Here is a 22,689-nt window from a genome sequence, read left to right as displayed (position 1 = left end):
AAGCGTGACGACGTGCAGCGCGGTCAGGTCCTGTGCAAGCCGGGTTCGATCAAGCCGCACACCGAGTTCGAAGGCGAAGTGTACGTGCTGTCGAAGGATGAGGGCGGCCGTCACACCCCGTTCTTCAACGGCTACCGTCCGCAGTTCTACTTCCGCACCACCGACATCACCGGTGCAGCCAAGCTGCCGGAAGGTGTTGAAATGGTGATGCCGGGCGACAACGTGAAGATGGTTGTCACCCTGATCAACCCGGTCGCCATGGACGAAGGCCTGCGCTTCGCCATCCGCGAAGGCGGTCGTACCGTCGGCGCCGGCGTGGTCTCGAAGATCATCAAGTAATCTGTTAGAATCTGCACCCCGATGTTGCCTGGGTAGGGCATCGGGGTGCTTTAAAAGGGAAAAGAAACACAGGACGTGTTTCGTGTTCCCCGGACCAGGATCGGTCGCGCCATTCAGGCTTTGTCAACACACTGTGTTGACAGACTTTTTGTATGTGCGCTATGCTTCTACGTCTGGGCAGGCCGGGAAACCGACCTGCCTACGTTTTTGAGGTTAATGGATTGACCTTGTCGGCCTGCAGGAGTGCGGGCCGTCTGTATGCAGGATATTCACGGGACATGGCAACCCAGAGGCCTTGTCCGTCGCTCTTTTAACGAAGGAACCCCCGTCATGGCGGACCAAAAGATCCGTATCCGGCTGAAGGCGTTCGATCATCGCTTGATCGACCGTTCGGCCAGCGAGATCGTAGAAACGGCAAAGCGGACCGGCGCGCAAGTGCGTGGCCCGATCCCGCTGCCGACCAAGATCGAACGCTACACCATCCTCGTCTCCCCGCACGTCGACAAAGACGCGCGTGACCAGTACGAGACCCGCACGCACAAGCGCGTGCTCGATATCGTTGATCCGAACGACAAGACCGTGGACGCGCTGATGAAGCTCGAACTGGCTGCCGGCGTCGACGTTCAGATCAAGCTGACCTGAGGACTACGACCATGACGAAGAAATATTCGTTGGGCTTCGTGGGCCGCAAGGCTGGCATGAGCCGCGTTTTCACTGAAGATGGCCAGTCCATCCCGGTGACCCTGATTGAAGCTTCCCCGAACCGCATCGCGCAGATCAAGACCGTCGAAACCGACGGCTACAGCGCCGTGCAGGTGACCGTCGGCGCACGTCGTGCCGCCCTGGTCAACAAGCCGGAAGCCGGCCACTTCGCCAAGGCGAAGGTCGAAGCCGGTCGTGGCCTGTGGGAATTCCGCGTTGAAGACGCGCAGCTCGGCGATTTCGCCGTCGGCGGCGAAGTCAAGGCGGACATCTTCGAAGTCGGCCAGATCGTCGACGTCCAGGGTGTCACCAAGGGCAAGGGCTTCCAGGGCACCATCAAGCGCTACAACTTCCGCATGGGTGACGCTACCCACGGCAACTCGCTGTCGCATCGCGCGCCGGGTTCGCTGGGTCAGCGCCAGACGCCCGGCCGCGTGTTCCCGGGCAAGAAGATGTCCGGTCACATGGGTTCGGTGCAGCAGAGCACCCAGAACCTGGAAGTTGTCAAGGTCGACGTCGAGCGCGGTCTGATCGCAGTTCGCGGCGCCGTTCCTGGCGCGGCGGGTGGCGACGTGATCGTCCGTCCGGCGAGCAAGGCATAAGGAGAGATGACGATGGAACTCGTTATCACGGGTAGCAACAACAAGGTCTCGGTCTCCGACGCCGTGTTCGGTCGCGATTTCAGCGAAGATCTGGTTCACCAGGTCGTCGTCGCCTATCGCAACGCCGGTCGCGCTGGTACCAAGGCTCAGAAGACTCGTTCTGAAGTGGCTGGCACCACCAAGAAGTCGAAGAAGCAGAAGGGCGGCGGTGCGCGTCATGGCGCGCTGACGGCTCCGATCTTCGTCGGCGGTGGCGTCACCTTCGCGGCCAAGCCGCGCAGCTTCGAGCAGAAGGTCAACCGTAAGCAGTACCGTGCCGCCATGTGCGCGATCCTGTCCGAGCTGAACCGTCAGGGCCGTTTGACGATCGTGGAGGCCTTCGATGTCGAAGCGACCAACACCAAGTCGTTGATCGCCAAGCTGGCCGGCCTGGAAGTGGGCAAGCGCCCGCTGATCGTCACTGAAGAAGCCTCCGAGCACCTGTACCTGTCGGCCCGCAATATTCCCTACGTGGAAGTGCGTGACGTGCAGGGTCTGGACCCGGTGTCGCTGGTCGGTGCCGATACGGTCATCATTACCGCTGACGCGGTCAAGAAGGTCGAGGAGTGGCTGGCATGAGCAGCAACGAGAAAATCTTCAGCGTGCTGCGCGCTCCGCGAGTCTCTGAAAAGACCGCGCGCCTGCAGGAACTTTCCAACCAGTATGTCTTCGAGATTTCGAACGAAGCCACCAAGGCCGATGTAAAGGCCGCGGTCGAGCAGCTGTTCGACGTCAAGGTCGAGGCCGTCAACGTGCTGAACGTCAAGGGCAAGAACAAGTCCTTCCGTAACCGCGCTGGCCGCCGTGGCGATTGGCGCAAGGCGTACGTGCGCCTGGCCGATGGCCAGTCCATCGATGTAACGGCCAAGGCCTGAGGTCCATCCCATGCCATTGATGAAATTCAAGCCCACTTCCCCCGGCCGCCGTTCGGCCGTGCGCGTGGTTACGCCCGATCTGCACAAGGGCGCACCGCACGCAGCGTTGCTGGAGCCGCAGAGCAAGTCCGGTGGTCGTAACCACCACGGTCGCATCACCACGCGTCACGTTGGTGGTGGTCACAAGCAGCACTACCGCGTCATCGATTTCAAGCGCAACAAGGAAGGCATTCCGGCGCGCGTGGAACGGATCGAATACGATCCGAACCGCACCGCCCATATCGCCCTGCTGTGCTACGTCGACGGTGAGCGTCGCTACATCATCGCACCGAAGGGCCTGAAGGCCGGTGACCAGGTGATCGCGGGCTCCGATGCGCCGATCAAGGCAGGCAACACGCTGCCGCTGCGCAACATCCCGGTCGGTACCACCATCCACGGCATCGAACTGAAGCCGGGCAAGGGTGCTCAGATCGCTCGTGCCGCCGGCGCCGCCGTGCAGCTCGTCGCTCGTGAAGGCATCTACGCCACCCTGCGCCTGCGCTCGGGTGAAATGCGCAAGGTGCCGGTCGAGTGCCGCGCCACCATCGGTGAAGTCGGTAACGACGAGCACAACCTGGAAAAGCTGGGCAAGGCTGGCGCCAAGCGCTGGCGCGGTGTCCGCCCGACCGTTCGTGGTGCTGCCATGAACCCGGTTGACCATCCGCACGGCGGTGGTGAGGCGAAGGCCGGCCAGGGTAACCCGCATCCGGTCACCCCGTGGGGTGTTCCGACCAAGGGTTACAAGACGCGCCATAACAAGCGCACTCAGCAGTTCATCGTCCGCGATCGTAGGGGCTAATCGACCATGGCACGTTCACTCAAGAAGGGCCCGTTTGTCGATCACCACCTGGTTGCTAAGGTGGCTGCCGCTGCGGGTAGCAAGCGTCCGATCAAGACCTGGTCGCGTCGTTCGATGATCCTGCCTGACATGGTAGGCGTCACCATTGCCGTGCATAACGGCAAGAACCACATCCCGGTTCTCATCAACGAGAACATGGTCGGCCACAAGCTCGGCGAATTTGCCATCACCCGGACCTTCAAGGGTCACGGTGGTGACAAGAAGTCCGGCAAGTAAGGAGAGATGACAATGGAAGCGAAAGCCATTTTGCGCTCCGCACGCATCTCTGCGCAGAAAGCCCGCCTGGTCGCTGACCAGGTGCGCGGCCTGCCTGCCGAGCGTGCGGTCAACCTGCTGAAGTTCTCGGACAAGAAGGCTGCCCACCTGATCAAGAAGGTGGTGGAGTCGGCTATTGCAAATGCCGAGAACAACCAGGGCGCTGACGTCGACGAGCTGAAGGTCCAGACCATCATGGTAGATGAAGGTCCGACCCTGAAGCGTTTCATGGCGCGGGCGAAAGGCCGCGGTACCCGCATCCTCAAGCGCACCAGCCACATCACTGTGGTTGTGGGCGCCGGCAAGTAAGCGGAAAGGAAAAGACCATGGGTCATAAAGTTCATCCGATTGGTATCCGCCTCGGTATTTCCAAGGATTGGAACTCCAAGTGGTACGCCAACAAGGCCGAGTTCGCTGGTTACCTGGCGGCCGACCTGAAGGTGCGGGAAATGCTGCGCAAGAAGCTTGCGCAGGCCGGCATCAGCAAGATCCTGATCGAGCGTCCGGCAAAGACCGCTCGCGTGACGATCCACACCGCCCGTCCGGGCGTGGTGATCGGCAAGCGCGGTGAGGACATCGAGAAGCTGCGCAAGGAAGTGAGCGAAATGATGGGCGTCCCGGCGCACATCAACGTCACCGAAGTGCGCAAGCCCGAGCTGGACGCCCAGCTGGTTGCCGAGTCCATCGCGCAGCAGCTTGAGCGTCGCATCATGTTCCGCCGCGCAATGAAGCGCTCGGTCGGCAACGCGATGCGCCTCGGTGCCCTGGGCATCAAGGTCAACGTCGGTGGCCGCTTGAACGGTGCTGAAATCGCCCGTTCGGAGTGGTACCGCGAAGGCCGCGTGCCGCTGCACACGCTGCGTGCCGACATCGACTATGGCTTCGCTGAAGCCAAGACGACCTACGGCATCATCGGCATCAAGGTCTGGATCTACAAGGGCGAGGTCTTCGATTTCTCCCAGGTTGGCCAGGAAAAGCAGGACGATTCCCCGCGCAACGATCGTAACGATCGCGGCGACCGCGGTGACCGTCAGCGCCCGGCTCGTGAAGCGAGGTAACGACAATGTTGCAACCCAAGCGAACCAAATACCGCAAGGTACATAAGGGTCGTAACGACGGCCTGAGCTGGAGCGCCAACGCTGTCAGCTTCGGCGAGTACGGCCTGAAGGCGACCGCCCACGGTCAGCTGACCGCGCGTCAGATCGAAGCGGCCCGCCGCTCGATCAGCCGCTACGTCAAGCGCGGTGGCAAGATGTGGATCCGTGTGTTCCCCGACAAGCCCATCACCAAGAAGCCCATCGAAGTTCGAATGGGTTCGGGTAAGGGCAACGTGGAATACTGGGTGGCCCAGATCCAGCCCGGCCGCATGATCTATGAAATCGAGGGTGTAACCGAAGACGTGGCACGCGAGGCGTTCCGCCTGGCCGCCGCCAAGCTCTCGGTCACCACCACTTTCGTAACCCGGACGGTGCGCTGATGGACCTCAAACAACTCCGTGAAAAGTCGGCTGACGAACTGAAGGCCCACCTGATCGACCTGCGTAAGGAACAGTTCTCTGTCCGTATGCAGCAGGTCACCGGCCAGCTGCCGAAGACTCACGATATCCGCCGGGTCCGGCGCGAGATTGCTCGCACCAAGACCCTGCTCGGCAGCATCAAGTAAGGATGGCCGCTATGAGCGACAATACTGAAAACAAAGCGCTGCGCACGGTCGAAGGCCGTGTCGTCAGCAACAAGATGGACAAGACGGTCACCATCCTGGTGGAACGCCAGGTCAAGCACCCGCTGTACGGCAAGTACATCAAGCGCTCGACCAAGCTGCACGCCCACGATGCCGACAACGCCTGCAACGAAGGCGATGTCGTCCGCGTGACCGAGATTGCTCCGATGTCCAAGACCAAGAACTGGCGCGTGGTGGAAGTCATCACGCGTGCGGCTGAATAAGGAGATCTGACTCATGATCCAGATGCAGAGCTACCTTGACGCCGCGGACAACTCCGGTGCCAAGGAACTGATGTGCATCAAGGTGCTTGGCGGTTCCAAGCGCCGTTATGCCCACATCGGTGACATCATCAAAGTCACCGTGAAGGATGCGATTCCGCGCGGCAAGGTCAAGAAGGGCGAAGTCTACGACGCCGTTGTTGTCCGTACCCGCAAGGGTGTTCGTCGTCCGGACGGTTCGCTGATCCGCTTCGACGGCAACGCAGCTGTCCTGCTGAACAACAAGCAGGAGCCGATCGGCACCCGTATCTTCGGACCGGTGACGCGTGAACTTCGTTCCGAGAAGTTCATGAAGATCGTCTCGCTCGCTCCCGAAGTGCTGTGAGCGACAGGAGATAATCATGGCTAACCGTATCAAGAAGGGCGACCAGGTTGTCGTCACCGCTGGCAAGGACAAGGGCAAGCAGGGCGAAATCGTCCGCGTCGACGGCGACCGTGTGGTCGTCGCCAACGTGAACATCGTCAAGCGCCACACCAAGCCGAATCCGCAGGCAGGCGTTGCCGGCGGCGTGGTCGAGCGTGAAGCGTCGATCCATATCTCCAACGTAAGCGTCGTCAACCCGGCAACGGGCAAGGGCGAGCGCGTTGGCTTCAAGGTGCTGGAGGATGGACGCAAACTGCGTGTGTTCCGCTCCAGCGGTGAGGCGCTCGACGCCTGAGGATGCGCTGATGAATACCCGTCTCGAAAAGTTTTACAAGGAAGAAGTAGTCCCGGCGCTGATGAAGCAGTTCGGCTACAAGAATCCGATGGAAGTGCCGAAGCTGGTCAAAGTCACCCTGAACATGGGTGTCGGTGAAGCAGCGACCAACAAGAAGATCCTGGAAAACGCCGTCGGCGACATGACCAAGATTTCCGGCCAGAAGCCGGTTGTCACCAAGTCGCGCGTGTCGGTTGCGTCGTTCAAGATCCGCGATGGTTGGCCGATCGGCTGCAAGACCACGCTGCGCCGTGAAAAGATGTACGAGTTCATGGACCGCCTGATCAACATCTCGCTGCCGCGCGTGCGCGACTTCCGTGGTGTTTCCGGTCGTTCCTTTGACGGTCGCGGCAACTTCAACATGGGTGTGAAGGAACAGATCATCTTCCCGGAAATCGACTTCGACGCTGTCGACGCGATCCGCGGCATGGATATCGCCATCACCACCACGGCGAAGACCGATGCGGAAGCGAAGGCGCTGCTGGCAGCGTTCAAGTTCCCGTTCCGTAACTGATACGTCGAGGAATAACCGAAATGGCAAAGACCTCCATGGTCAACCGCGACATCAAGCGGAAGAAGCTGGCTGAGAAGTTCGCTGACAAGCGCGCTGCTTTGAAGAAGATCGTGTCCTCGCCGGACGCGTCTTACGAAGAGAAGATCGAAGCCTCCACCAAGTTGTCGAAGCTGCCGCGCGATTCGTCGCCGAGCCGCCACCGCAACCGTTGCGAACTGTCTGGCCGCCCGCGTGGCGTGTACAGCAAGTTCGGCCTGGGCCGCAACAAGCTCCGCGAAGCCACCATGCGTGGTGACGTCCCGGGCCTGCGCAAGGCCAGCTGGTAACAGCTGACCGCCTTGCCTGAACAGGGCAGGGCGGGTCCAGGGAGGGCAAGTTCAGCTGCCCTCCAGAAAAAACCAGGGAGCCCGGCGCAAGTCGGGCTCTTTTGGCGTATACTCCCGCGTCTCGCTCTGCGCCTGTCGTGGGGGAGTAACAGGGTTCTGGCCCATTCCAGGAACAAAAACAGAATTCGCGAAAGCGGATATCGGTGCACTCAAAGGTACTCATAATGAGCATGACTGATCCCATCGCCGACCTGCTGGTCCGCATCAAGAATGCGGCAGCGGTTGGCAAGCAGACGGTGAAAGCCCCGTCGTCCAAGATCAAGGTTGCGATCGCCCAGGTCCTGAAGGACGAGGGTTACATCACCGACCTGCGCGTTACCGCGCTCGAGAACAACAAGTCCGAGCTGGAAATCGTGCTGAAGTATTTCGAAGGCAAGCCGGTCATCGCGACCCTGAAGCGCTTCTCGCGTTCGGGCCTGCGCCAGTACCGTGGCAAGAGCGAACTGCCGAAGGTCATGAACGGCCTGGGTATCTCCATCATTTCCACCTCCAAGGGCATCATGACTGATGCGCAGGCGCGCCAGCTCGGCGTCGGCGGCGAAGTCCTGTGCTTCGTGGCCTAAGGCGAAAGGAGTAAGACATGTCCCGTGTAGCCAAGAAGCCGATCGACCTGGGTAAGGTCGAACTGAACGTCCAGAACGAGAACGTCACCGCCAAGGGCCCGAAGGGCACCCTGTCGCTGGCCAAGCCGGCTGGTATCGAAATCAATGTCGAGAACGGCGTTGCCACCCTGAGCACCGAAGATGCAGCCCTCGTGCCGCTGACCGGTACCGTCCGCGCGATCCTGGCCAACATGGTCAAGGGCGTCACCGATGGCTTCGAGCGCAAGCTGGAGCTGGTCGGCGTCGGTTACCGTGCGTCGATGCAGGGCAAGGACCTGAGCCTGGCGCTCGGTTTCTCGCACCCGGTGCTGTACGTGGCGCCGGAAGGCATCACCATCAGCACCCCGACCCAGACCGAGATCCTGGTCCAGGGCGCGGACAAGCAGGTCGTCGGTGAAGTCGCCGCCAAGATCCGTGCGTTCCGCAAGCCGGAACCGTACAAGGGCAAGGGCGTGAAGTACTCCGACGAAGTCATCATTCGCAAGGAAGCCAAGAAGGCGTAAGTGCGAGTCCCCTGCAGGAGCCCGCACCTCCGTGTGCGGATTCCCCGGGGAAAAGCCCAACCTTCAGCTTTCCAGGACTAAAAATCATGAACAAGAACATCGCCCGTCTGCGTCGTGCCAAGTCGACCCGCGCCCACATCCGTGTGCTCGGCGTCGCCCGTCTGTCGGTGCTGCGCACCGGCCAGCACCTGTACGCGCAGGTCTTCACCGCCGACGGCTCGCAGGTGCTGGCTGCCGCCAACACCACCCAGGCCGACGTCAAGGAAGGCCTGAAGAACGGCAAGAACGCCGACGCCGCCGCCAAGGTTGGCCGCATCGTTGCCGAGCGCGCCAAGGCCGCTGGCATCGAGAAGGTTGCCTTCGACCGTTCGGGTTACCGTTACCACGGCCGCATCAAGGCCCTGGCTGACGCCGCCCGCGAAGCCGGCCTGCAGTTCTAAGGGATCAGGAAAGGAACCTGCGGGTTCCTTTCCGCCTGCTCGCCGGCCAGAGGGTGGCCGGACGCTGTCGTTCTTCTGCAACGACATGACGGAACAACGTACCACTCCACAACCATAAGCGGCCCCGAGCCGTACATACCCAATCAACCAAGGAATCAAAATGGCAGAAGAACGTCAGCAGCGGGGTCGCGATCGCGACCGTAACCGCGAAGAGAAAGTCGACGACGGCATGATCGAGAAGCTGGTCGCGGTCAACCGCGTCAGCAAGACCGTCAAGGGCGGTCGCCAGTTCACCTTCACCGCACTGACCGTGGTCGGCGACGGCGAAGGCAAGGTCGGTTTCGGTTATGGCAAGGCGCGTGAAGTGCCGGTCGCCATCCAGAAGTCGATGGAGCAGGCGCGCAAGAACCAGGTCACCGTCGATCTGAACAACGGCACCCTGTGGCACACGGTCAAGGACGGTCACGGCGCAGCCCGTGTGTTCATGCAGCCGGCCTCGGAAGGTACCGGCGTGATCGCCGGCGGCGCCATGCGTGCCGTGCTGGAAGCGGTTGGCGTGAAGAACGTGCTGGCCAAGGCCACCGGCTCGCGCAACCCGATCAACCTGGTGCGTGCCACCGTGAAGGGCCTGGCTGCCACGCAGTCGCCGGCTCGCATCGCGGCCAAGCGCGGCAAGAAGGTAGAGGATCTGAACCATGGCTAATGAAACCGGCAAGACCGTCAAGGTGCGCCTGGTGCGCGGCCTTCGTGGTTCCCAGTCGCTGCACCGCCTGTCGGTCCGCGCCCTGGGCCTGAGCAAGCTCAACGATGTGCGTGAACTGAAGGACAGCCCGCAGGTTCGCGGCCTGATCAACAAGGTTCACTACCTCGTCAAGGTTGAGGAATAATCCAATGACCATGCATCTGAATGACCTGAGCCCGGCACCGGGCGCCCGCACCGCACGCACCCGCGTCGGTCGTGGCATCGGCTCCGGCCTGGGCAAGACCTGCGGCCGCGGCCACAAGGGTTCGTTCGCCCGCAAGGGTGGCGGCAAGATCAAGGCCGGCTTCGAAGGCGGCCAGACCCCCATGCAGCGTCGTCTGCCGAAGATCGGCTTCAACTCGCCGATCGCCAAGGACACCGCTGAAGTGCTGCTGTACCAGCTGGACAAGCTGCCGGCCGGCGAGATCACCTTCGCCACCCTGCGTGAAGCCAAGCTGGTCCCGAGCATTGCCAAGCGGGCCAAGATCGTCGTCAAGGGCGAACTGACCAAGGCGTACACCCTGAAGGGCATCGTTGCCACGGCTGGTGCCAAGGCTGCGATCGAAGCTGCCGGCGGCAGCGTAACGGAGTAATAGCATCATGGCGCAAGCTGGCATCGGTAACCTCGCGGGTGGAATGGGCAAGTTCACTGAACTTCGCCAACGTCTGCTGTTCGTGGTCGGGGCTTTGATCGTCTATCGGATCGGCTGCTATGTGCCGGTCCCGGGCGTGAATCCCGATGCCATGCTTGCAATGATGGAACAGCAGGGCGGCGGCATCGTGGACATGTTCAACATGTTCTCGGGCGGCGCCCTGCACCGTTTCTCGATCTTCGCGCTGAACGTCATGCCGTACATCTCGGCATCGATCGTGATGCAGCTGGCGGTCCACATCTTCCCGGCGCTGAAGGCGCTGCAGAAGGAAGGTGAATCCGGACGCCGCAAGATCACCCAGTATTCCCGTATCGGCGCCGTGTTGCTGGCGGTGGTGCAGGGCGGCAGCATCGCGCTGGCGCTGCAGAACCAGGTCTCGCCGGGTGGCGCGGCCGTGGTCTATGCCCCGGGCATGGGCTTCGTGCTGACCGCCGTGATCGCGCTGACCGCAGGCACCATGTTCCTGATGTGGGTCGGTGAGCAGGTCACCGAGCGCGGCATCGGCAACGGCGTGTCGCTGATCATCTTCGCCGGCATCGTGGCGGGCCTGCCGGGTGCGGTCATCCACACCTTCGACGCCTACCGCGACGGCAACATCCAGTTCATCCAGCTGCTGCTGATCGCGCTGGTGGTGCTGGCCTTCACCTTCTTCGTGGTGTTCGTCGAACGCGGCCAGCGCCGCATCACGGTGAACTACGCGCGCCGCCAGGGTGGCCGCAACGCGTACATGAACCAGACCTCGTTCCTGCCGCTGAAGCTCAACATGGCCGGCGTGATCCCCGCGATCTTCGCCTCCAGCCTGCTGGCCTTCCCGGCGACGCTGGCGATGTGGTCCGGCCAGGCCGCCAACCAGAGCGCCACCGGCCAGTGGCTGCAGAAGATCGCCAACGCCCTGGGCCCGGGCGAGCCGCTGCACATGATCGTGTTCGCAGGGCTGATCACCGGTTTCGCGTTCTTCTATACCGCGCTGGTGTTCAATTCGCAGGAAACCGCCGACAACCTGAAGAAGTCGGGCGCGCTGATTCCGGGCATCCGTCCGGGCAAGGCCACCGCCGATTACATCGACGGCGTGCTGACCCGCCTGACCGCAGCCGGTTCGGCCTACCTGGTGATCGTCTGCCTGCTGCCGGAACTGATGCGCACGCAGCTGAATGCTTCGTTCTACTTCGGCGGTACCTCGCTGCTGATCGTGGTGGTGGTGGTGATGGACTTCATCGCCCAGGTGCAGGCGCACCTGATGTCCCACCAGTACGAGAGCCTGCTGAAGAAGGCAAACCTGAAGGGCGGCAACCGCGGCGGTTTTGCGCGCGGCTGATCTCCCTGTTACACTATCGTCTTCCTGATGTGATGGTCCTCCGCTTCGCGGACCCGGCTATCCAAAGAAGGGCGGCCCCCGCAGCGGTTCCGGGTGGGGGTGAGATCTGGTGGTCCTGCGCAGGAGTAGCGCGGGCGGCCACGGCAGCAATCCCCCGGGATTGCCGTCGCGACCAACCTGATCCGGCGCCGGAGCCTGGGCACACTCCCCGGGCCAAGGTTCATGAAGCCTTCGTGGTTTCACGGACTTTCCAGTAAACCGGAACCTGTTCGTTTGTTGGTTACCATTTTTGATCCATCCTGCCGGATTTGCGCGCCTTCACGGTGCGCTGTCGGCCATCACTCAGCTGGAGAACCGCGTCATGGCGCGTATTGCAGGCGTCAACCTGCCAGCCCAGAAGCATGTCTGGGTCGGGTTGCAAAGCATTTACGGCATCGGCCGTACCCGTTCGAAGAAGGTCTGCGAAGTCGCAGGCGTTGCTTCGACCACCAAGATCCGCGATCTGTCGGAGCCGGAAATCGAACGTCTGCGTTCGGAAGTCGGCAAGTACATCGTTGAAGGCGATCTGCGCCGTGAAATCGGCATCGCGATCAAGCGCCTGATGGACCTGGGCTGCTACCGCGGTCTGCGTCATCGTCGCGGTCTCCCGCTGCGTGGCCAGCGTACCCGTACCAACGCCCGCACCCGCAAGGGTCCGCGCAAGGCGATCAGGAAGTAAGGGACACATAAATGGCTAAGCCCGCTGCTAAGACCAAGAAGAAGATCAAGCGCGTCATCACTGATGGCGTTGCCCACGTCCACGCTTCTTTCAACAACACCATCGTGACCATCACCGACCGCCAGGGTAATGCCCTGTCGTGGGCGACCTCCGGTGGCGCCGGCTTCCGCGGTTCGCGCAAGTCGACCCCGTTCGCTGCCCAGGTTGCCGCCGAAAAGGCCGGCCGTGCTGCGCTCGACTACGGCGTGAAGTCGCTGGAAGTCCGCATCAAGGGCCCGGGTCCGGGTCGTGAGTCCGCCGTTCGTTCGCTGAACAACGTCGGTTACAAGATCACCAACATCATCGACGTGACGCCAATCCCGCACAACGGGTGCCGTCCGCCGAAGAAGCGTCGCGTATAAGGGAGCGATAAGAAATGGCTCGTTATATCGGTCCTACCTGTAAGCTCGCCCGCCGCGAAGGCGCCGACCTTTCCCTCAAGAGCCCGGCGCGTGCGCTGGACTCCAAGTGCAAGCTGGAGCAGAAGCCCGGCCAGCACGGCGCCACTGCCCGCAAGGGCAAGCTGTCCGACTACGCCACCCAGCTGCGTGAAAAGCAGAAGGTCAAGCGTATCTACGGCCTGCTGGAGCGTCAGTTCCGCAACTACTACAAGAAGGCCTCGACCAAGAAGGGCAACACCGGCGAGAACCTGCTGCAGCTGCTGGAAACCCGTCTGGACAACGTCGTCTATCGCATGGGCTTCGCTGTGACCCGTCCGGCTGCGCGTCAGCTGGTCTCGCACCGCGGCGTCACCGTCAACGGCAAGTCGGTCAACCTGGCTTCGTACCAGATCAAGGCCGGCGACGCGGTTGCACTGTCCGAAAAGGCTGCCAAGCAGCTGCGCGTTCAGGAAGCCCTGACCGTTTCGGCCACGCACGACATGCGTCCGTCGTGGATTGAAGTGGACTCCGGCAAGTTCGCCGGCGTCTTCAAGGCGGTTCCGGATCGTTCGGACCTGCCTGCAGACATCAATGAAGCGCTGATCGTCGAGCTGTATTCGAAGTAATTCACATTGGAGAGCCCCCGGCGACGGCCGGGGGTTCACTAGGAGAACCCGCAACATGACGGTTACCGCCAACCAGGTTCTGCGTCCTCGTGGCCCGCAGATCGAACGCCTTACCGACACACGCGCCAAGGTCGTTATCGAACCCTTGGAGCGTGGTTATGGGCACACGCTGGGCAATGCCCTGCGTCGCGTCCTGCTGTCGTCCATCCCGGGCTTCGCGATCACGGAAGTCGAAATCGACGGCGTGTTGCATGAGTACACCACGGTCGAAGGTCTGCAGGAGGACGTGCTTGAAGTCCTGCTCAACCTGAAGGACGTGGCCATCCGTATGCATACCGGCGACAGCGCCACCCTGTCCCTGTCCAAGCAGGGTCCGGGCGTCGTTACCGCTGCCGACATCAAGGTCGATCACAACGTGGAGGTCCTCAACGGCGACCACGTGATCTGCAACCTGACCAAGGATACGGCAGTCAACATGCGTCTGAAGATCGAACGTGGTTTCGGCTACCAGCCGGCTGCCGCGCGTCGTCGTCCGGACGAAGAAACCCGTGCCATCGGCCGCCTGGTCCTGGATGCCTCGTTCTCGCCGGTCCGCCGCGTCGCCTATGCCGTGGAAGCGGCACGTGTCGAACAGCGCACCGACCTGGACAAGCTGGTCATCGATATCGAGACCAACGGCACCATCGATGCCGAGGAAGCCGTGCGCACCGCCGCCGACATCCTCAGCGACCAGCTGTCGGTGTTCGGTGACTTCACCCACCGCGACCGCGGTGCGGCCAAGCCGGCCAACAACGGCGTGGATCCGGTGCTGCTGCGCCCGATCGACGACCTGGAACTGACCGTGCGTTCGGCCAACTGCCTCAAGGCGGAAAGCATCTATTACATCGGCGATCTGATCCAGAAGACCGAAGTGGAGCTGCTGAAGACCCCCAACCTGGGCAAGAAGTCGCTCACCGAAATCAAGGAAGTGCTGGCCCAGCGTGGCCTGTCGCTCGGCATGAAGCTGGAGAACTGGCCGCCGGCCGGCGTCGCCAGCCACGGCATGCTCGGCTGATAGCCGCTTCCTGCAGCATCGCGAAAGGCTCCACCGGCAACGGTGGGGCCTTCGCACCGTAGCGTCGAGCTTGCTCGATTGCCGTACACGCAGTCGAACAAGCTCGACGCTATACACACCGACGGACGATCAGTCCGCGGACAGGCCGACCAGGACGGGCGGCCAGGACCATCCGCAGTCCGAATTCAGCGCCATGACGGCGACAACGATCCCCAAAGACTCAATCTTGCAAAGGAATCACCACCATGCGTCACCAGAAATCCGGCCGTAAGTTCAGCCGCACCAGCGCCCACCGCGAAGCAATGTTCAAGAACATGGCCGCCTCGCTGTTCAAGCACGAGCTGATCAAGACCACCCTGCCGAAGGCCAAGGAACTGCGCCGCGTCGCCGAGCCGCTGATCACCCTGGCCAAGGTCGACTCCGTCGCCAACCGCCGCCTGGCCTTCGCCCGCCTGCGTGACAACGAAGCCGTCGGCAACCTGTTCACCATCCTCGGCCCGCGTTACGCGTCGCGCCCGGGTGGTTACCTGCGTCTGCTGAAGTGCGGTTTCCGCGCCGGCGACAATGCCCCGATGGCCTACGTCGAGCTGGTCGACCGTCCGGCCGCCGTTGCAGAGGAAGTGGCCGAGTAATCGGACCGGTTCCTGCTGTACCGTCAGAAGCCCGGCCGAGTGCCGGGCTTCTGCGTTTCCGGTGACCGCATTCCGACAGGCGACGCGCGTGGCGGTTCGAACGGCGGCGCCGGTCGGTTACCCTTGGCACCTGCCTGGCTAGAGTCGCCCTATGAATCCGTTCCGTTGGCCGTTCCGCGCCCAGTTCCTGCTGGGATTCCTGATCTGTGCGGGGCTGCTGGCCTATGCCATCTTCCTGCAGCTGCAGATGGGGCTGGAACCGTGCCCGTTGTGCATCTTCCAGCGCATCGCGTTCGCCGCGCTGGGCCTGGTGTTCCTGATCGGGGCGCTGCACGGACCCTCCAACCGTCCCGGCCGCGTCACCTACGGGGTGCTTGCCTTCATCGCCGCCGGCGTGGGCATCGGCATCGCCGCACGGCATGTGTACGTACAGATGATCCCGCCGGAGTTCGGTGCCACCTGCGGCCCGCCGCTGGCCTTCCTCAGCGAGACCATGGGGCCCTTCGAAGTGTTCCGCACGGTGCTGACCGGCACCGGCAACTGCGGCAACATCGACTGGACCTTCCTTGGGCTGACCATGCCGATGTGGTCGTTGGCGTGGTTCGCTCTGCTGGCGGCCTGGGCGCTGCTGGTATCGTTGCGCCGCATGCGCTGAGCGCGCCTGCTGTAACTGATCCGCCGGGCATGGCTCGGCGCTACCTTGAAGGTCCTGGAGTCCGCCATGTCGTCCGTTGATTCGTTGCCCCCCGCCGACTGGTCGCCGGAGAGCTGGCGCGGCAAGACCGCGCTGCAGATGCCGAGCTATCCGGATCCGGTAGCCCTGGATGCCGCGCTGCATGAGCTGAAGCGGTTGCCGCCGCTGGTGACCTCGTGGGAAATCGTCGCACTGAAGCAGCAGCTCGCCGATGCCCAGGAAGGCCGGCGCTTCCTGCTGCAGGGCGGTGACTGCGCGGAGAACTTCAGCGACTGCGAATCGGGCATGATCTCCAACCGGCTCAAGGTGCTGCTGCAGATGAGCCTGGTGCTGGTGCACGGCCTGCGCAAGCCGGTGATCCGGGTCGGGCGCTTCGCCGGGCAGTACGCCAAGCCGCGCTCCGCCGATACCGAAACGCGTGACGGGGTGACCCTGCCGAGCTACCGCGGCGATGTGATCAATGCACCGGCGTTCACCGAGGTCGCGCGCCTGCCTGATCCGAAGCGGATGCTGCAGGCGCATGCGCATTCGGCGATGACCATGAACTTCGTGCGCGCGCTCATCGACGGCGGCTTCGCCGACCTGCACCACCCGGAATACTGGAACCTGGAGTGGGTGCGGCATTCGCCATTGGCCGTGGAGTACCAGAAGATGGTGACCTCGATCGAAGATTCGATCGGCTTCATGGAAACCATTTCCGGCTCGCGCGTGCACAACCTCAAGCGCGTCGACTTCTACACCTCGCACGAAGCGCTGCTGCTGCCCTACGAGCAGGGCCTGACCCGGCAGGTGCCGCGCCAGCAGGGCTGGCTGAACCTGAGCACGCACTACCCGTGGATCGGCATGCGCACGGCGGCGCTGGATGGCGCCCACGTGGAATACCTGCGAGGGGTGCGCAACCCGATCGCGATCAAGGTCGGGCCGTCGGTGCGGCCGGATCAGTTGCTGCGCCTGATCGACGTGCTGAACCCCGACGACGAGCCGGGCCGGCTCAGCTTCATCCACCGCATGGGCGCGGCGCAGATCGCCGACAAGCTGCCGCCGCTGCTGGATGCGGTGAAGCGCGACGGGCGTCGCGTGCTGTGGGTCTGCGATGCGATGCATGGCAATACCGAAAGCACCGAAAACGGCTACAAGACGCGTCGCTTCGACAACATCCGCGGTGAAGTGGAGCTGTCCTTCGACCTGCATGCCGCAGCGGGCACGCGACTGGGTGGCGTCCACCTGGAGATGACCGGCGAGGATGTCACCGAGTGCACCGGCGGCGCGCGCGAGCTTACCGAACGCGACCTGGAGCGTGCCTACCGCTCCAGCGTGGATCCGCGGCTGAACTACGAGCAGTCGCTGGAAATCGCGATGGCGATCGTGCGCAAGCAGGCAGGCTGAAAGCGGTCAGAGTCGGGGGTCAGAGTCCGGGGTCGGAGTCGCGACGCTGACCCCGGACTCTGACCCCCTTTTTACGAACGACTGACACCATGCTCATGGCCGCTGCGACACGCTGATCCTTTCGCGTGGTCGTGGAGGTGCAAGGGTGATCGAGTGGGGACGGGCGCAGGCTTACGTGGTACCGCTGGGCGTGGCGCTGGTGGTCGGTGGATTCGGCGCATGGCTCATCCTTGCGCTGTATCGGCGGCTTGCGGGCAAGGACCGACGGCGGGCACGCATCGGCCGGATGCTGGGCCCGCCGCTGGCGCTGGCCTTCCCGCTGCTGTTGCTGGTGCCGGCGCTGCAGGCGACGCCGCTGCACGACCGCTGGCTGGAACAGGCCCAGCGGGTGGCACACATCGGATTGACCGGCTGCTTCATCTGGCTGCTGGTGCGCGCGGTGGCGGCAGGTGAAAAAGCCATCCTGCGCAACCATCCCATCGAAGTGGCCGACAACCTGGAAGCGCGGCGCATCCAGACCCAGACCCGCGTCCTCAGCCGCGTGCTGATGGGCGGCATCATCATCCTGGGTGCCTCGCTGGTGCTGCTGCAGTTCGAGATGGTGGCCAAGATCGGCTCGGCGCTGCTGGCGTCAGCCGGCCTGATCGGCCTGGTGGCCGGTATCGCCGCCAAGCCGGTGTTCGGCAACCTGATCGCCGGCATGCAGATCGCGGTGACCCAACCGATCCGGCTGGATGACGTGGTGATCGTGGAAGGCGAGTGGGGCCGCATCGAAGAAATCGGCAGCAGTTACGTGGTGGTCCGCATCTGGGACGAACGACGGATGGTGGTGCCGCTGACCTGGTTCATCGAAAACCCCTTCCAGAACTGGACCCGGCGCAGCGCCGACCTGCTCGGTACCGCCTTCCTGTGGCTGGACTACCGCGCGCCGATTCCCGCCATCCGCGCCGAGCTTGAGCGCATCTGCAAGGACGCCCCGCTCTGGGACGGACGGGTCTGCGTGACCCAGGTCACCGAGACCACCGAACACACCCTGCAGGTGCGCCTGCTGGTCAGTGCGCGCAATTCTGGCGATGCCTTCGACCTGCGCTGCCTGATCCGCGAGCGGATGCTGGACTTCCTGGCCCGCGAGCATCCGCAGGCGTTGCCGCGGTTGCGTGCGCAGATGGAAGACGCCGCCGACACGCCGCGCCGCCGCATGGCAGTGATGGCAGACCCGGACATCCGCTCACCCGGCGCCGAAGATGGCGAGCCGGCGGTGGGATAGCGCCGAGTCATGCTCGGCGGCATGCAGGCCATCAGGCCGGCCGGCTGCCCTTACAGTGGCGGTGGTCGGCGCGCCATGGTGCGCTGCTCGTAGGCGTAGCCCAGTTCGATCAGGCGCGGTTCGGCCCAGGCCGTGCCCATGAACAACAGCCCCACCGGCAGGCCATCGACATGGCCCATGGGCACGCTCAGGCTGGGATAGCCGGCAACGGCGGCCGCACCGTAGCTGCCCCCGGGGGAGGTGTCCCCGCCACTGCGGGTGATCGGCCATGCGGTGCCCATGGTGGGCGCCACCAGCGCGTCCAGCTGGTGAGCGCGCAGCAGCGCATCGATGCCCTGTTCACCGGCGATGCGCCGCGCCTGGCTGCGCGCCTGGATGTAGCCTGCATCGCCCAGCGTGCCCACCTGCGCGGAGGCTTCCAGCAGTTCCTGCCCGAACAGCGGCAGTTCCTGCGCGGCGTGTCGGGTATTGAAGGCAATGAGCTGGGGCAGGGTGCGCAGCGGCGCCTTCCAGTGGCGCAGGTAGCGTTCCAGCCCGGACTTGAACTCGAAGCGCAGCACCGTCTGCTCGGCCTCGGCCCATTGCGTCGGGTCCAGTTCCGGCACCTTCACCACCGTGGCGCCGGCCCGGCGCAGTTCGTCCACCGCATGCTGCATCAACGTGCCGATGCCGGGGCGTTGGGTGAGCGGACTGTCCATCACCCCGATCCGGGCACCGCGCAGGCCATCCGGATTCAGCCGCGCGGTGTAGTCGTACACCGCACGGCCCGGCAGGGTGGCGGTCGCCGGGTCGGCATCATCGCGCCCGGCGATGGCGGTCAGCACTGCGGCGGCATCGGCCACCGTGCGGGTGATCGGGCCGGCCGTGTCCTGGCTGAAGGAGATCGGGATGATGCCATCGCGGCTGACCAGTCCCACGGTGGGTTTCAGGCCGACCACCCCGTTGATCGCGGCGGGGCAGACGATGCTGCCATCGGTTTCCGTACCGATGGACACCGCGGCGAGGTTGGCCGACACCGCCACCGCGCTGCCGCTGCTGGAGCCGCAGGGGCTGTAGCCGAGGCGATACGGGTTGCGGGTCTGGCCACCGCGCGCGCTCCAGCCGGAGATGGAGTCTTCGCCCCGGTAGTTGGCCCATTCGCTCAGGTTGCTCTTGCCAAGGATGACCGCACCGGCCTCGCGCAGGCGGCGCACCAGGAAGGCGTCCGGCGGGCGGAAGCCGGCCAGTGCCAGTGAACCGGCCGTGGTGCTCATGGGCGCGGCGTTGATGTTGTCCTTGAGCAGCACCGGGATGCCATGCAGGGGGCCGCGCACGCGGCCGCTGCGGCGCTCCCGGTCGCGTTGGGCGGCTTCCTTCAGGGCATCCGGGTTGAGTTCGATGACGGCGCGCAGGCGCGGGCCTGCGCGGTCCAGCGCGGCGATCCGCGCCAGGTAGGCGGTGGTCAGGGTGGTACTGGTCAGTTCGCCGGCCAGCATGCGCGCCTGCAGGTCGGTGACTTCGGCTTCGGCATAGGCGAAAGGCGCTGCGGCTGCGGCAGCGGGATGCGCCGTGGGCGCTCGTGGTGAGGCTGCCGCCAGGCCGACCGGGCACGCCAACAGCACCGCGGCGAGCACGATGGACGGGCGAAGACAGGGTTTCCACGAAGGGACGATGCGCATGCAGGGCGGCCTGGTCACCGGCCCAGTGTATCGCGGGGTCGTCAGGGTTTGCGCTTGAGGATGTCGCGTGCGAGCACGTAGACCACCAGCAGGTTGATCCCCAGCACGGTCCAGGAAGCCCAGCCGGGATGGCGGGCGATGGCATACACGTCGAAGGGCAGGTAGATGCCGGCTGATACGCAGCCCAGCCAGGACGCCCAGGCCTTGGCACGCCACAGGCCCCAGGCTTCCACCAGGTGCAGCAGGGCATAGGCGAGCATCGCCGCCGCCGCCAGATGCACCGCGTCGGGACTGATCATGTTGAGCAGCGAGGGCAGGGTGCCGTGATCCGGGTCCAGGCTGAAACGCCGGATCAGGGCATTGATCCCATCGCGCAGTGGCTGCGGACCGAGCATTTCCAGCCCGGTCGCCGCCAGCAGTGCAAGCACCGCCTTGCCCGTTTCGAGCAAGGCGATGACATGCAGCCCCGGATGCCGTTTCGGATCCGGGTTGTAAGCGGTCTGGCTCACGTGTCGGCTCAGCCGCCGCGCGAGGCCTTCTTGCGATCGCTTTCGGTCAGCCCCTTCTTGCGCAGGCGGATTTCCTTCGGCGTGATCTCGACCAGCTCGTCGTCTTCGATGAAGTCCAGGGCCTGCTCCAGCGAGTACTTGATCGCCGGGGTCAGCTGGATCGCATCGTCCTTGCCCGAAGCGCGCATGTTGGTCAGCGGCTTGGTCTTGATCGCGTTGACGGTCAGGTCGTTGTCCTTGGAGTGGATACCGATCAGCTGGCCTTCGTACACGTTGTCGCCTTCAGCAGCGAACAGCTTGCCGCGTTCCTGCAGCGGGCCCAGCGAGTACGCCGGAGTGGCGCCCGGAGCATTGGCGATCATCACGCCGTTCTGGCGCTTGGCGATGCTGCCCTGTTCCTTCGGACCGTAATGGTCGAAGACGTGGAACAGCAGGCCCGAGCCCTGGGTCAGGGTCTTGAACTCGTTCTGGAAACCGATCAGGCCACGGGCCGGGATCTGGTATTCCAGGCGCACGCGACCCTTGCCGTCCGGTTCCATGTTCTTCAGCTGGCCCTTGCGCATGCCCAGCTTTTCCATGACGCCGCCCTGGTGCTGCTCTTCAATATCCACCACCAGCTGCTCGATCGGCTCCATGGCCTGGCCGTCGATCTGCTTGATGATGACTTCCGGGCGCGACACGGCCAGCTCGTAGCCTTCGCGACGCATGTTCTCGATCAGCACCGACAGGTGCAGTTCGCCACGGCCGGAGACCAGGAACTTGTCGGCGTCTTCCAGCTGTTCGACCTTCAGGGCCACGTTGTGGACCTGCTCGCGGTCCAGGCGGTCCTTGATCTGGCGGCTGGTCAGGAACTTGCCACCGGACAGGTCCTTGTTGCCGGCGAACGGCGAGTTGTTGACCTGGAAGGTCATCGAGATCGTCGGTTCATCGACGGTCAGCGCCGGCAGCGCTTCCGGGGTTTCCGGATGGCACAGGGTGTCGGAGATGGTCAGCTCGGCGATGCCGGAGATGGCGACGATGTCACCGGCTTCGGCGGTGTCCTGCTCGATGCGCTCCAGGCCCAGGAAGCCCAGCACCTGGCCAACCTTGCCGTTGCGCTTCTTGCCTTCACGGTCGATCACTGCAACCTGCATGCCCTTCTTCAGGGTGCCACGCTGGATGCGGCCGATGCCGATCACGCCGACGAAGTTGTTGTAGTCCAGCTGGCTGATGCGCATCTGGAACGGGCCTTCCGGATCCACTTCCGGCTTCGGCGCGTGCTGCATGATGGCTTCGTACAGCGGGGTCATGTCGCCGTCGCGCACGCTGTCTTCCAGGCCGGCATAGCCGTTCAGGGCCGAGGCGTAGACGATCGGGAAGTCGAGCTGCTCATTGGTGGCGCCGAGCTTGTCGAACAGGTCGAAGACCTGGTCGATCACCCACTCCGGACGCGAGCCCGGACGGTCGACCTTGTTGACCACCACGATCGGCTTGAAGCCCATCGCGAAGGCCTTCTGGGTCACGAAGCGGGTCTGCGGCATCGGGCCGTCCATCGCGTCGACGAGGATCAGCACGGTGTCGACCATCGACAGCACGCGCTCCACTTCGCCGCCGAAGTCGGCGTGTCCGGGGGTATCGACGATGTTGATCCGGTTCTTGATACCGGTCTTCTTGTCTTCCCAGGTGATGGCCGTGTTCTTGGCCAGGATGGTGATGCCGCGTTCCTTTTCCTGGTCGTTGCTGTCCATCACGCGCTCGGCGAGGACGGTACGCTCGGACAGGGTGCCGGACTGCTTCAGCAGCTGATCGACCAGGGTGGTCTTGCCATGGTCGACGTGCGCGACGATGGCGATGTTGCGAAGATTTTCGATGGACATGCGAAAGGGGGCCAGTCGGCGCCGGATTTGGAAAAAGAAGTCCATCATCATACCGCGATCGGGGCGTTTGGCGAAAACCTTGTTTCATCGGCCGCCCTATCCCCATTCAGGCGCAGCCGCGGCGCCTCCACTTCCTCGGTGGGGCGGGGTCGGGGCAGGCCACACAGGACACGCCGTGAACCCTTCCATGGGGGCTTCAGTTCGGCTCCTGCCTCACAGAGTCCTGTGTGGCCTGCCCCGACCCCGCCTGCGAGTTCCCCGTGCCCGGCGGCAGGAGCGCAGCAAGCTCTGTCTCTTCTTCACCTCT

34 protein-coding genes are annotated in these 22,689 nt (G+C 63.7%); 31 read left to right on the top strand and 3 right to left on the bottom strand.

Translation table 11 applies throughout. The annotated features are described in order from the left end of the window. From ABB28_RS12565 to ABB28_RS12415, 31 genes are all read left to right on the top strand, one after another. Window positions 1-339: EF-Tu C-terminal domain-related protein (locus tag ABB28_RS12565; protein ID WP_484600292.1), on the top strand; the 339-nt coding region annotated here is incomplete at its 5' end. A gap of 330 nt (window positions 340-669) precedes the next feature. Beyond that, entirely contained in the window at window positions 670-981 is a 312-nt protein-coding gene (gene rpsJ, locus ABB28_RS12560) for a 30S ribosomal protein S10 (protein WP_010341589.1), read from the top strand. 11 nt (window positions 982-992) lie between these two features. Further along, window positions 993-1,643: a 50S ribosomal protein L3 gene (rplC, locus tag ABB28_RS12555; RefSeq protein WP_042614230.1), complete on the top strand. Its 651-nt coding sequence runs from the start codon at window positions 993-995 to the stop codon at window positions 1,641-1,643. 12 nt (window positions 1,644-1,655) lie between these two features. Beyond that, entirely contained in the window at window positions 1,656-2,261 is a 606-nt protein-coding gene (gene rplD, locus ABB28_RS12550) for a 50S ribosomal protein L4 (RefSeq protein WP_057508940.1), read from the top strand. Continuing rightward, a complete protein-coding gene (rplW, locus tag ABB28_RS12545) occupies window positions 2,258-2,557 on the top strand; it encodes a 50S ribosomal protein L23 (protein ID WP_042614228.1) in 300 nt (99 codons plus the stop codon). The genes rplD and rplW overlap by 4 nt, the downstream gene beginning before the upstream one ends. Before the next feature lie 10 nt (window positions 2,558-2,567). After that, complete coding sequence (rplB, locus tag ABB28_RS12540; RefSeq protein ID WP_042614227.1) at window positions 2,568-3,395, top strand: 50S ribosomal protein L2; 828 nt, start codon at window positions 2,568-2,570, stop codon at window positions 3,393-3,395. Between the two features lie 6 nt (window positions 3,396-3,401). Beyond that, entirely contained in the window at window positions 3,402-3,671 is a 270-nt protein-coding gene (gene rpsS, locus ABB28_RS12535) for a 30S ribosomal protein S19 (RefSeq protein ID WP_042614226.1), read from the top strand. Between the two features lie 12 nt (window positions 3,672-3,683). Continuing rightward, the gene (gene rplV / locus ABB28_RS12530; RefSeq protein WP_017355410.1) at window positions 3,684-4,019 is read left to right on the top strand and encodes a 50S ribosomal protein L22; all 336 of its coding nucleotides are present in this window, start codon (window positions 3,684-3,686) and stop codon (window positions 4,017-4,019) included. A gap of 17 nt (window positions 4,020-4,036) precedes the next feature. Further along, entirely contained in the window at window positions 4,037-4,768 is a 732-nt protein-coding gene (gene rpsC, locus ABB28_RS12525) for a 30S ribosomal protein S3 (protein WP_042614225.1), read from the top strand. A gap of 5 nt (window positions 4,769-4,773) precedes the next feature. After that, complete coding sequence (rplP, locus tag ABB28_RS12520) at window positions 4,774-5,187, top strand: 50S ribosomal protein L16 (RefSeq protein ID WP_042614224.1); 414 nt, start codon at window positions 4,774-4,776, stop codon at window positions 5,185-5,187. Then, window positions 5,187-5,372, top strand: coding sequence for a 50S ribosomal protein L29 (gene rpmC / locus ABB28_RS12515; RefSeq protein WP_042614223.1), 186 nt, complete (start codon window positions 5,187-5,189; stop codon window positions 5,370-5,372). The genes rplP and rpmC overlap by 1 nt, the downstream gene beginning before the upstream one ends. Before the next feature lie 11 nt (window positions 5,373-5,383). Beyond that, window positions 5,384-5,653 carry a 30S ribosomal protein S17 gene (rpsQ, locus tag ABB28_RS12510; RefSeq protein WP_042614222.1) on the top strand — a complete coding sequence of 90 codons (270 nt, stop codon included), beginning with the start codon at window positions 5,384-5,386 and terminating at the stop codon, window positions 5,651-5,653. 13 nt (window positions 5,654-5,666) lie between these two features. Then, entirely contained in the window at window positions 5,667-6,035 is a 369-nt protein-coding gene (gene rplN / locus ABB28_RS12505; RefSeq protein WP_042614221.1) for a 50S ribosomal protein L14, read from the top strand. 16 nt (window positions 6,036-6,051) lie between these two features. Beyond that, a complete protein-coding gene (gene rplX / locus ABB28_RS12500; RefSeq protein ID WP_042614220.1) occupies window positions 6,052-6,369 on the top strand; it encodes a 50S ribosomal protein L24 in 318 nt (105 codons plus the stop codon). Window positions 6,370-6,379: 10 nt separating this feature from the next. Then, window positions 6,380-6,922, top strand: coding sequence for a 50S ribosomal protein L5 (gene rplE / locus ABB28_RS12495; protein ID WP_042614219.1), 543 nt, complete (start codon window positions 6,380-6,382; stop codon window positions 6,920-6,922). 20 nt (window positions 6,923-6,942) lie between these two features. Next, window positions 6,943-7,248: a 30S ribosomal protein S14 gene (gene rpsN, locus ABB28_RS12490; RefSeq protein WP_042614218.1), complete on the top strand. Its 306-nt coding sequence runs from the start codon at window positions 6,943-6,945 to the stop codon at window positions 7,246-7,248. A 224-nt stretch (window positions 7,249-7,472) separates the two neighbouring features. After that, window positions 7,473-7,871 (top strand): 30S ribosomal protein S8, encoded by a 399-nt coding sequence (gene rpsH / locus ABB28_RS12485; protein ID WP_004145387.1) that lies wholly within the window; start codon window positions 7,473-7,475, stop codon window positions 7,869-7,871. A gap of 17 nt (window positions 7,872-7,888) precedes the next feature. Next, window positions 7,889-8,413, top strand: a complete 525-nt coding sequence (gene rplF, locus ABB28_RS12480) for a 50S ribosomal protein L6 (RefSeq protein WP_057508939.1) — start codon at window positions 7,889-7,891, stop codon at window positions 8,411-8,413. 86 nt (window positions 8,414-8,499) lie between these two features. Further along, complete coding sequence (gene rplR / locus ABB28_RS12475) at window positions 8,500-8,853, top strand: 50S ribosomal protein L18 (RefSeq protein ID WP_057508938.1); 354 nt, start codon at window positions 8,500-8,502, stop codon at window positions 8,851-8,853. Between the two features lie 160 nt (window positions 8,854-9,013). Continuing rightward, window positions 9,014-9,556, top strand: a complete 543-nt coding sequence (gene rpsE, locus ABB28_RS12470) for a 30S ribosomal protein S5 (protein ID WP_042614215.1) — start codon at window positions 9,014-9,016, stop codon at window positions 9,554-9,556. Next, window positions 9,549-9,740 carry a 50S ribosomal protein L30 gene (gene rpmD, locus ABB28_RS12465; protein WP_042614214.1) on the top strand — a complete coding sequence of 64 codons (192 nt, stop codon included), beginning with the start codon at window positions 9,549-9,551 and terminating at the stop codon, window positions 9,738-9,740. Before rpsE ends, rpmD begins: the two co-directional genes overlap by 8 nt. 4 nt (window positions 9,741-9,744) lie before the next feature. Beyond that, the gene (rplO, locus tag ABB28_RS12460; protein WP_057508937.1) at window positions 9,745-10,188 is read left to right on the top strand and encodes a 50S ribosomal protein L15; all 444 of its coding nucleotides are present in this window, start codon (window positions 9,745-9,747) and stop codon (window positions 10,186-10,188) included. A gap of 7 nt (window positions 10,189-10,195) precedes the next feature. Beyond that, a complete protein-coding gene (gene secY / locus ABB28_RS12455; RefSeq protein WP_057508936.1) occupies window positions 10,196-11,563 on the top strand; it encodes a preprotein translocase subunit SecY in 1,368 nt (455 codons plus the stop codon). A 361-nt stretch (window positions 11,564-11,924) separates the two neighbouring features. Then, window positions 11,925-12,281 carry a 30S ribosomal protein S13 gene (gene rpsM / locus ABB28_RS12450; RefSeq protein WP_042614233.1) on the top strand — a complete coding sequence of 119 codons (357 nt, stop codon included), beginning with the start codon at window positions 11,925-11,927 and terminating at the stop codon, window positions 12,279-12,281. Window positions 12,282-12,292: 11 nt separating this feature from the next. Further along, the gene (rpsK, locus tag ABB28_RS12445; RefSeq protein ID WP_042614211.1) at window positions 12,293-12,682 is read left to right on the top strand and encodes a 30S ribosomal protein S11; all 390 of its coding nucleotides are present in this window, start codon (window positions 12,293-12,295) and stop codon (window positions 12,680-12,682) included. 14 nt (window positions 12,683-12,696) lie between these two features. Then, entirely contained in the window at window positions 12,697-13,326 is a 630-nt protein-coding gene (gene rpsD / locus ABB28_RS12440) for a 30S ribosomal protein S4 (RefSeq protein WP_042614210.1), read from the top strand. Window positions 13,327-13,381: 55 nt separating this feature from the next. Next, window positions 13,382-14,380, top strand: coding sequence for a DNA-directed RNA polymerase subunit alpha (locus ABB28_RS12435; protein WP_042614209.1), 999 nt, complete (start codon window positions 13,382-13,384; stop codon window positions 14,378-14,380). Window positions 14,381-14,625: 245 nt separating this feature from the next. After that, window positions 14,626-15,012, top strand: a complete 387-nt coding sequence (gene rplQ / locus ABB28_RS12430; RefSeq protein ID WP_042614208.1) for a 50S ribosomal protein L17 — start codon at window positions 14,626-14,628, stop codon at window positions 15,010-15,012. 151 nt (window positions 15,013-15,163) lie between these two features. Then, a complete protein-coding gene (locus tag ABB28_RS12425; protein ID WP_057508935.1) occupies window positions 15,164-15,667 on the top strand; it encodes a disulfide bond formation protein B in 504 nt (167 codons plus the stop codon). Window positions 15,668-15,733: 66 nt separating this feature from the next. Further along, on the top strand, window positions 15,734-17,092 hold the full coding sequence (locus ABB28_RS12420) for a class II 3-deoxy-7-phosphoheptulonate synthase (RefSeq protein ID WP_057508934.1): 1,359 nt from the start codon (window positions 15,734-15,736) through the stop codon (window positions 17,090-17,092). A 148-nt stretch (window positions 17,093-17,240) separates the two neighbouring features. After that, window positions 17,241-18,359 carry a mechanosensitive ion channel family protein gene (locus ABB28_RS12415; RefSeq protein WP_057508942.1) on the top strand — a complete coding sequence of 373 codons (1,119 nt, stop codon included), beginning with the start codon at window positions 17,241-17,243 and terminating at the stop codon, window positions 18,357-18,359. A 50-nt stretch (window positions 18,360-18,409) separates the two neighbouring features. Here ABB28_RS12415 and ABB28_RS12410 read toward each other — a convergent pair whose 3' ends face one another. The 3 genes from ABB28_RS12410 to typA are packed head-to-tail and all read right to left on the bottom strand — an operon-like array spanning window position 18,410 to window position 22,382. Further along, a complete protein-coding gene (locus ABB28_RS12410; RefSeq protein ID WP_057508933.1) occupies window positions 18,410-20,017 on the bottom strand; it encodes an amidase in 1,608 nt (535 codons plus the stop codon). 41 nt (window positions 20,018-20,058) lie between these two features. Beyond that, window positions 20,059-20,526: a DUF2127 domain-containing protein gene (locus tag ABB28_RS12405; protein WP_057508932.1), complete on the bottom strand. Its 468-nt coding sequence runs from the start codon at window positions 20,524-20,526 to the stop codon at window positions 20,059-20,061. A gap of 8 nt (window positions 20,527-20,534) precedes the next feature. After that, window positions 20,535-22,382 carry a translational GTPase TypA gene (gene typA / locus ABB28_RS12400; RefSeq protein ID WP_057508941.1) on the bottom strand — a complete coding sequence of 616 codons (1,848 nt, stop codon included), beginning with the start codon at window positions 22,380-22,382 and terminating at the stop codon, window positions 20,535-20,537. Window positions 22,383-22,689: the final 307 nt, after the last annotated feature.

This window comes from Stenotrophomonas chelatiphaga, from assembly GCF_001431535.1.
Classification (GTDB): domain Bacteria; phylum Pseudomonadota; class Gammaproteobacteria; order Xanthomonadales; family Xanthomonadaceae; genus Stenotrophomonas; species Stenotrophomonas chelatiphaga.
The sequence above is the reverse complement of the archived record's forward strand: the minus strand, read 5'-3'. Positions and strand labels throughout refer to the sequence as shown.

Coding starts and splice junctions, on each gene's coding strand:
- rplW (WP_042614228.1), top strand. CDS start 2,258: ATGAGCAGCAACGAGAAAATCTTCAGCGTGCTGCGCGCTCCGCGAGTC.
- typA (WP_057508941.1), bottom strand. CDS start 22,382: ATGTCCATCGAAAATCTTCGCAACATCGCCATCGTCGCGCACGTCGAC.
- rplE (WP_042614219.1), top strand. CDS start 6,380: ATGAATACCCGTCTCGAAAAGTTTTACAAGGAAGAAGTAGTCCCGGCG.
- rplN (WP_042614221.1), top strand. CDS start 5,667: ATGATCCAGATGCAGAGCTACCTTGACGCCGCGGACAACTCCGGTGCC.
- rpmC (WP_042614223.1), top strand. CDS start 5,187: ATGGACCTCAAACAACTCCGTGAAAAGTCGGCTGACGAACTGAAGGCC.
- rplB (WP_042614227.1), top strand. CDS start 2,568: ATGCCATTGATGAAATTCAAGCCCACTTCCCCCGGCCGCCGTTCGGCC.
- rpsS (WP_042614226.1), top strand. CDS start 3,402: ATGGCACGTTCACTCAAGAAGGGCCCGTTTGTCGATCACCACCTGGTT.
- rplD (WP_057508940.1), top strand. CDS start 1,656: ATGGAACTCGTTATCACGGGTAGCAACAACAAGGTCTCGGTCTCCGAC.
- rplR (WP_057508938.1), top strand. CDS start 8,500: ATGAACAAGAACATCGCCCGTCTGCGTCGTGCCAAGTCGACCCGCGCC.
- rpsJ (WP_010341589.1), top strand. CDS start 670: ATGGCGGACCAAAAGATCCGTATCCGGCTGAAGGCGTTCGATCATCGC.
- rplX (WP_042614220.1), top strand. CDS start 6,052: ATGGCTAACCGTATCAAGAAGGGCGACCAGGTTGTCGTCACCGCTGGC.
- ABB28_RS12435 (WP_042614209.1), top strand. CDS start 13,382: ATGACGGTTACCGCCAACCAGGTTCTGCGTCCTCGTGGCCCGCAGATC.
- rplV (WP_017355410.1), top strand. CDS start 3,684: ATGGAAGCGAAAGCCATTTTGCGCTCCGCACGCATCTCTGCGCAGAAA.
- rpsM (WP_042614233.1), top strand. CDS start 11,925: ATGGCGCGTATTGCAGGCGTCAACCTGCCAGCCCAGAAGCATGTCTGG.
- rpsK (WP_042614211.1), top strand. CDS start 12,293: ATGGCTAAGCCCGCTGCTAAGACCAAGAAGAAGATCAAGCGCGTCATC.
- rpsE (WP_042614215.1), top strand. CDS start 9,014: ATGGCAGAAGAACGTCAGCAGCGGGGTCGCGATCGCGACCGTAACCGC.
- ABB28_RS12410 (WP_057508933.1), bottom strand. CDS start 20,017: ATGCGCATCGTCCCTTCGTGGAAACCCTGTCTTCGCCCGTCCATCGTG.
- rpsN (WP_042614218.1), top strand. CDS start 6,943: ATGGCAAAGACCTCCATGGTCAACCGCGACATCAAGCGGAAGAAGCTG.
- rpmD (WP_042614214.1), top strand. CDS start 9,549: ATGGCTAATGAAACCGGCAAGACCGTCAAGGTGCGCCTGGTGCGCGGC.
- secY (WP_057508936.1), top strand. CDS start 10,196: ATGGCGCAAGCTGGCATCGGTAACCTCGCGGGTGGAATGGGCAAGTTC.
- rpsH (WP_004145387.1), top strand. CDS start 7,473: ATGAGCATGACTGATCCCATCGCCGACCTGCTGGTCCGCATCAAGAAT.
- rplQ (WP_042614208.1), top strand. CDS start 14,626: ATGCGTCACCAGAAATCCGGCCGTAAGTTCAGCCGCACCAGCGCCCAC.
- rplO (WP_057508937.1), top strand. CDS start 9,745: ATGACCATGCATCTGAATGACCTGAGCCCGGCACCGGGCGCCCGCACC.
- ABB28_RS12420 (WP_057508934.1), top strand. CDS start 15,734: ATGTCGTCCGTTGATTCGTTGCCCCCCGCCGACTGGTCGCCGGAGAGC.
- rplC (WP_042614230.1), top strand. CDS start 993: ATGACGAAGAAATATTCGTTGGGCTTCGTGGGCCGCAAGGCTGGCATG.
- rplF (WP_057508939.1), top strand. CDS start 7,889: ATGTCCCGTGTAGCCAAGAAGCCGATCGACCTGGGTAAGGTCGAACTG.
- rplP (WP_042614224.1), top strand. CDS start 4,774: ATGTTGCAACCCAAGCGAACCAAATACCGCAAGGTACATAAGGGTCGT.
- ABB28_RS12425 (WP_057508935.1), top strand. CDS start 15,164: ATGAATCCGTTCCGTTGGCCGTTCCGCGCCCAGTTCCTGCTGGGATTC.
- rpsC (WP_042614225.1), top strand. CDS start 4,037: ATGGGTCATAAAGTTCATCCGATTGGTATCCGCCTCGGTATTTCCAAG.
- rpsD (WP_042614210.1), top strand. CDS start 12,697: ATGGCTCGTTATATCGGTCCTACCTGTAAGCTCGCCCGCCGCGAAGGC.
- rpsQ (WP_042614222.1), top strand. CDS start 5,384: ATGAGCGACAATACTGAAAACAAAGCGCTGCGCACGGTCGAAGGCCGT.